Source organism: Roseibium sp., from assembly GCF_039982295.1.
In the GTDB taxonomy this organism is placed as follows: Bacteria; Pseudomonadota; Alphaproteobacteria; order Rhizobiales; family Stappiaceae; genus Roseibium.
On the sequence record NZ_JBDWYP010000024.1, the window covers coordinates 1 to 3931 of the forward strand.

A 3931-nucleotide genomic window follows, 5' to 3' on the forward strand; every position below is an offset into this window, starting at 1 on the left:
GCCGAGGTCATTCATCGACGTGGACCGTGGCGCAACTGCGAAGCCGTCGAGTTTGCCACTCTCGAATGGGTCGACTGGTTCAATCACCGGCGTCTTCTGGAGCCCATAGGAAACATCCCTCCGGCTGAAGCGGAGGAACGATACTACGCCACGCTGGAACAACCGGCCGTGGCAGCATAACTTAAGCCAAATGGTCTCCGGCAAAGCCGGCGCGGTTCACTTCTTCGCATTCCGACCTTTCTGGCATTGCCAGCCTATTTTGCAGGCAATCTCACCCTGGGTGGCCTCATGCAGCTCGCGTCGGCGTTCTCGCGGGTTACCAACACGCTGAGCTGGTTTATTTTCCGGTATAGGGACCTGGCTGAATTCGCCGCAGTCGCCGAACGACTCGACCAGCTGATCAATGCAACGACCTCGGAACATTCTTCTCCCGGTGCAGTTCAGGACATCCATTACAGCAAGAGCAACAAGGAGGGCCTATGGAGCAGGAACCTCAGCTTGACCACGCCACAAGGTCGTCGCTTGGAACCTGTCCCGGATTTCTGTCTGTCTGCTGGAGAGACTATCTGGATTAAGGGGGCTTCCGGCGTTGGCAAAAGCACGCTCCTTTCTGCCCTGTCCGGTCTCTGGACTTACGGATCAGGCGAGCTGCATGTTCCAGAGGGGCATTTCATGGCCTTGCCGCAGGTCTCACGTGTGTTTCCAGAAGGTTTGGTCCATGCCGCGACCTATCCTGAAAACCCTTCCACCATAGATCGGCAAATTGTCATCGATGCCTTTCAAAAGGTCGGTCTGACCCATCGCATTGCGGCTTTGGATCGCGATGACGAGGTCAGCACCGTCGGGCTTTCCGGAGGAGAACGGCAAAGGCTCGCGCTTATGAGAGCCTTGGTCAATCGCCCGGATATATTGGTCCTGGATGAAGCAACCAGCTCTCTTGATGCAGAAAGCGAAGCAGCCGTTTTAAAGCTTCTGCGCGAAGAGCTCCCCCGAAGCATGATCATATGCGCCGCACATCGCCCTCCTGATGCTCTTGGTAGCTTCAAGGTGCTGTCGCTGCGGGCGAGCGATGAAGAGGGCTGTCAAAAGAGATCCCAAAGCAATCGAAATGAAGATGCCAACTCATCGTTATCAGGAGCCGATGTATGAGTGAGACAACGAAACGTCATCAACTTGATGCCGATCCGGTCGAAGTTCTCTATTCCCTTCCAACGATGGATCGTCTGATGACGGCCCTTCGTGCAGATGGATTTCTGTTCGAGCGTCTGGGTCCTGTCGAGGAGATCAAGGCTGAGGAAGGCGTGCTGAGAATTGCTGGCGCCTGCCAGAACCTGGCGCTTGATACGACCAAACTTTCGCAAGTTCATTTTGACACAAGCTCGCAAATGCGCGGGAAAATCTATCCAAGGTTCGACTTTCTCGCAGCGGATGAAAGCGTTCTCTTCTCGGTGATCGGACTGGAAGGTCTGGATCCTTTCGAAAAAGCCTTATCAGGATATCAACGTATTCCTGTGGAAGCCCGGCCACGCCCAAAGCCGTCAGATGAAGAGCCTGATCTTCAAAATGACCCTGCTGGTTCGTTCTTGGAAAGTCTTGTCGATGGGCCAAAGGTAACGGTGACGGCGACTACGCCCGCCGCGACCCAAAGCTGGACCGGCAAGATCACGGAAGTGCGTCCTGCCGGTGGGTGTTTCAATCTACTCGTGAAGGACTTTCATTTGCACCTGCCTGCCGCATGTCTCGGCGGCTGGAAACAGAACGGTAAAAAGCACCAGGGCATTCTGTTGGACGGTTCGCCAAGTGCCTTGGAAATCGAGATACAACCATGACACCAGGCAAATGGATCGATCCCAGGGATGGCACTTTCCTTTCGCACGCAGAGGTGCTTGAAAAAGCGGCGGCTGCTTCTGTCGTCCTGCTTGGTGAGCAACACGATAAAGCGGCCCAGCACCGCTGGCAGCTACACGTTCTTGCCGGGCTGAAAGCCCTGCGAGAGGATCTGGTGGTCGGCTTTGAGATGTTTCCCGCCCGGCTTGATACTCAATTGTCCAAATGGGTCGCCGGCGATTATCCCAATGAAGCAGCTTTTCTGGACGCCTCGGAATGGAAAACCGTCTGGGGCTTCCCGGCGGACCTCTACCTGCCAATCTTCCGTTTTTGCCAGCAGTTTAAAGTCCCCATGTACGGTCTGAATTGCCGCCGAGCCCTGGTTACGGAAGTGGGCAAATTGGGCTGGGATGCGATTGCCTTGGAAGATCGTGACGGCGTCACCCCCGCCCTCCCGGCTACACCCGCTTATCGGCAGTATCTCTTCGACATCACCGCCGGAGGTTCGCCAAATCGAAAAGCCCAGTCGGCACAAGATCCTGTTTTTGATCGCTTCGTCAGAGCGCAACAGACCTGGGATCGTTCCTTTGCCTGCCGCATTGCTCAACTTCGCCAGGCAGGTCCGAAGCCTCCACTTGTGGCCGGGATTATCGGGCGGGGCCATTTGGAATTCGGCCACGGGACTCCTGCACAACTGCAAGACCTGAAGATCTCATCGACCGTAGTTCTTCTGCCGCATGTAGGTGATGAACCACCGGCCGAAAACTTGGCTGACGCGGTTTTTTGTATTGATGAGCGCGAAGATGCCTAGCCCTGTGTTTGTAGAAGTGATCCTCCCCCTTCTAAAATCATCACTCGTGATTATTCGGAAAATGGATAGTCAGAGACAGCTATGAAGAGGCCAGAGCCGAAAGAGATGACCTGCTTCCACTAAATTGGACCAGCTTTGTCTGGAATTTCCATCTGCAATTCCGCATTCGTGAGAGGTCGGATGTCATATTATTTTCTGATGTTTGATTTGTGCTCAGAGCAACACAAACAGTGGCAATTAAAATTCCATAATCCATATTATGCGCCTGACGCTCCCCCAATGAATTGGTCCGCCCCTATAGTTAGGCAAATGGAGGACCACAGATGGCTATCAAGCGACCGAAGCCGGAAGAGATTGTCGCGAAGTTACGGCAGGTTGAAGTGTTGATGGGGCAAGGCATGGCCCGGATTGATGCGATCAGACAGACCGGTGTGACCGAGCAAACCTATTACCGCTGGAAGATCGAAGCAGCGCAGCGCCATCGGCTCGAGCGCGCTGCTGAGCGTACGGCGGAATGGGCACAGAACAACTCAAGGAACTGAAGCGTCTAGCTGTGCGTTCTGCGGAGGTTGTTCATCCGGATTGAAAGCCTGAAGGTGTTTGCAACCAAACACTCACCGAAAGGTTTCAAGGATGAACAACCCGCACAAGAATGCCCGAACTGTTCCCCATCAACGCCTCTGGGTCGAGCGGAGATGATCCGCCGGATCGTTGAAGAAGGACGTCCGCTCAAGACGGTGGCCGCTGAGTTTGGCCTGAGCGAACGGCGAACCCGGGAATGGCTGAGGCGCTACAGGTCGCTACAGGGCGCTTGGGGCCGCGGGGCTTGAGAACAGGTCTTCCAGGCCGCGCACCGTCGCCAACAAGACCATGGCGCATCAGATCAGTGCGATCAGGCGTTTACGCCGGGACTATCTGCTGACCGGGGTGGAGATCGACGATGCCAGCCGCCTTGCCTATGTCGAGGTTTGGCCCGACGAAACCCGCCGGTCTACAACCGGCTTCCTGATCCGGGCGCTGCGCTGGTTCAAAGCGCGGGGCGTCAAGGTAGAGCGGGTGATGACCGACAATGGCTCCGGTCACATTGCCAAACTGTTCCGAAGAACGCTCAACCGCCTTGCCATCCGACACATCAGAACCCGGCCATACACACCCAAAACCAACGGCAAGGCCGAGCGCTTCATCCAGACAATGTTGCGGGAATGGGCCTACGCCATTCCCTTCAAATCGTCCCTGACACGCGAAGCCGACCTGCCAAGATGGCTTGACTGGTACAACGCTAAGCGGCCACAC

General features: G+C 55.6%; 4 protein-coding genes and 2 pseudogenes. All 6 read left to right on the plus strand.

The window, feature by feature from the left end:
- A pseudogene (locus ABJZ52_RS04090) lies at positions 1-180 on the plus strand (IS3 family transposase); the annotation flags it as partial.
- 60 nt (positions 181-240) lie between these two features.
- A complete protein-coding gene (locus tag ABJZ52_RS04095) occupies positions 241-1149 on the plus strand; it encodes an ATP-binding cassette domain-containing protein (protein ID WP_348184373.1) in 909 nt (302 codons plus the stop codon).
- The gene (locus ABJZ52_RS04100; protein WP_348184370.1) at positions 1146-1829 is read left to right on the plus strand and encodes a hypothetical protein; all 684 of its coding nucleotides are present in this window, start codon (positions 1146-1148) and stop codon (positions 1827-1829) included. Before ABJZ52_RS04095 ends, ABJZ52_RS04100 begins: the two co-directional genes overlap by 4 nt.
- A gap of 53 nt (positions 1830-1882) precedes the next feature.
- Entirely contained in the window at positions 1883-2638 is a 756-nt protein-coding gene (locus ABJZ52_RS04105) for a ChaN family lipoprotein (protein WP_348184371.1), read from the plus strand.
- A 323-nt stretch (positions 2639-2961) separates the two neighbouring features.
- A pseudogene (locus ABJZ52_RS04110) lies at positions 2962-3188 on the plus strand (hypothetical protein); the annotation flags it as partial.
- Between the two features lie 320 nt (positions 3189-3508).
- On the plus strand, positions 3509-3931 hold a 423-nt coding region (locus ABJZ52_RS04115), incomplete at its 3' end, for an integrase core domain-containing protein (protein ID WP_348184372.1).

Coding starts and splice junctions, on each gene's coding strand:
- ABJZ52_RS04100 (WP_348184370.1), top strand. CDS start 1,146: ATGAGTGAGACAACGAAACGTCATCAACTTGATGCCGATCCGGTCGAA.